2 protein-coding genes are annotated in these 2,321 nt (G+C 58.5%); both read right to left on the bottom strand.

All coding sequences use genetic code 11. The features are described 5' to 3' along the window. Positions 1-54 precede the first annotated feature (54 nt). Complete coding sequence (gene istB, locus QTL94_RS09820) at positions 55-867, bottom strand: IS21-like element helper ATPase IstB (protein ID WP_065693397.1); 813 nt, start codon at positions 865-867, stop codon at positions 55-57. After that, positions 857-2,321: IS21 family transposase (gene istA, locus QTL94_RS09825; RefSeq protein WP_289801397.1), on the bottom strand; the 1,465-nt coding region annotated here is incomplete at its 5' end. The genes istB and istA, both read right to left, overlap by 11 nt.

Genomic DNA, 2,321 nt, shown 5'->3' on the forward strand with positions numbered 1-2,321 from the left:
TGTTGATTCCCATTGAGAGCTGACCCGGCGTTTCCACCGAGAAGTGACCCGCTTTTAGGTATCGTTTGTGTTAGTCGTAGTGGTCAAGTTCCTGCGTTTCTCCTTCGTTGTTTTGGGCTCATGCGCTGAGCTGTTCTTGAAGCGGAAGCTGTCGTTTCCTGTTTCCAGGATGTGGCAGTGGTGGGTAAGCCGGTCGAGCAGCGCAGTGGTCATTTTGGCATCGCCGAACACACTCGCCCATTCGCTGAAGCTGAGGTTGGTGGTGATGATGACGCTGGTGCGCTCGTAGAGTTTGCTGAGCAGATGGAAGAGCAATGCACCGCCTGAGGCGCTGAACGGCAGGTATCCAAGCTCGTCGAGAATGACGAGATCGGAATGGACGAGACGGTTGGCAAGTTGCCCCGAGCGGCCTTGTGCTTTTTCCTGTTCCAATGCGTTGACCAGCTCGACAGTCGAGAAGAACCGCACTCGCTTGTGGTGATGCTCGATGGCCTGGACGCCGAGCGCGGTGGCAATGTGCGTCTTGCCCGTACCGGGACCACCAACCAGCACAATGTTGTTGGCGTCGTCGAGGAAGTCGCAGCGATGAAGCTGTTGGACGAGTGCCTCGTTGATCTCGCTGCTGGTGAAGTCGAAGCCTTTCAGATCACGGTAGGCCGGGAAGCGTGCCGTCTTGAGCTGATATGCGGTTGATCGGACCTCTCGTTCGGCCGTTTCCGCCTTGAGAAGCTGGGACAAGATCGGAATGGCAGCCTCGAACGCCGGCGATCCCTGTTCGGTCAGATCACCGACGGCGTGGGCCATTCCATGCATCTTCAATTGCCTTAGCATGATGACGATCGCGCCGCTTGCCGGGTTATGACGCATGACGAACCTCCGTCTTTCTCAAGGTATCGTATCGTTCGACATTGGCCTTGGGCTCATTGGTGAGCGTCAGTGCCTGAGGTGCGTCGAGGGTCGGCGGTGTAGAGGATTTGCCGTCGACCAGGCGATGCAGCAGGTTCAGCACATGCGTTTTGGTTGGAACGCCGGACTTCAGCGCCATGTCGACGGCTGAGAGCACTGCTTGTTCGTCGTGCTGGAGAACAAGCGCCAGGATGTCGACCATCTCGCGATCGCCGCCCGGCTTCTTGAGTAGATATTGCTGCAGGGTTCGGAATGCCTCCGGCATCTCGATGAAGGGGGCGCCGTTGCGTAGAGCGCCGGGCTTGCGCTGCACGACCGCCAGATAATGCCGCCAGTCGTAAATGGTCTGGCCCGGCCGATCATGGGAACGATCAATGACACGGCGGTGCTCACAGACTATCTGACCTTCTGCGGCGACGACGACACGATCCGGATAGACTCGAAGGCTCACCGGACGATTGGCAAACGATGCCGGGACGCTGTAGCGATTGCGCTCCAGATGCACGAGGCAGGTGGGCGTGACCCGCTTTGTATACTCGACGAACCCGTCGAATGGCCTGGAAACAGGCATCAAAGCTGGTGTTTCCTCTGCCCAGATGTCGGCGATGGTGCCACGCATCTGACCATGTGGCGTTTTGGTCCAGAACTCCTTGCAACGCTGCTCAAGCCAGTCATTCAGGGCTTCCAGTGATGGAAAGCGCGGGACCGGTTGGAAGAAGCGATGACGCGCGTCCTGAACGTTCTTCTCGACCTGTCCTTTCTCCCAACCAGACGCCGGATTGCAGAACTCGGGTTCGAACACGTAATGGCTGGCCATCGCCATGAAGCGGACGTTGACATCGCGCTCCTTGCCGCGGCCAACCCTGTCGATCGCCGTGCGCATGTTGTCGTAGATGCCGCGGCCAGGAATGCCGCCGAAGACGCGGAACGCGTGATTATGGGCATCGAACAGCATCTCATGCGTCTGCAGGAGATAGGCTCGGACGATGAAAGCCCTGGAGTAGCTCAGCTTCGTATGCGCCACCTGCAGCTTGGTGCGCTCATTGCCGATGATCGCCCAGTCTTCCGACCAGTCGAACTGGAAGGCTTCACCAGGCTCGAACGCCAAGGGCACAAACGTGCCGCGGCCTGTCGTCTGCAATTCCCTCTGTCGATCATCGCGCCATTCCCGAGCAAATGCCGCCACGCGATTATAGGACCCATCGTAGCCGAGGCTGCACAAGTCAGCATGTAACTGCTTCATCGTCCGCTTTTGCTTGCGGCCCTTCTTGGATTCCGTCTTCAGCCAGGCCGACAACCGATCCGCAAACGGATCAAGCTTGCTCGGTCGCTCTGGGACGTTGAACTTCGGCTCTACGCCGCCGGCACGCAGGTATTTGCGGATGGTATTCCGAGAAAGGCCAGTCCTGCGGCTT

The sequence above is a fragment of the Rhizobium sp. S96 genome (assembly GCF_030382195.1).
Lineage (GTDB): Bacteria > Pseudomonadota > Alphaproteobacteria > Rhizobiales > Rhizobiaceae > Rhizobium.

Coding starts and splice junctions, on each gene's coding strand:
- istB (WP_065693397.1), bottom strand. CDS start 867: ATGCGTCATAACCCGGCAAGCGGCGCGATCGTCATCATGCTAAGGCAA.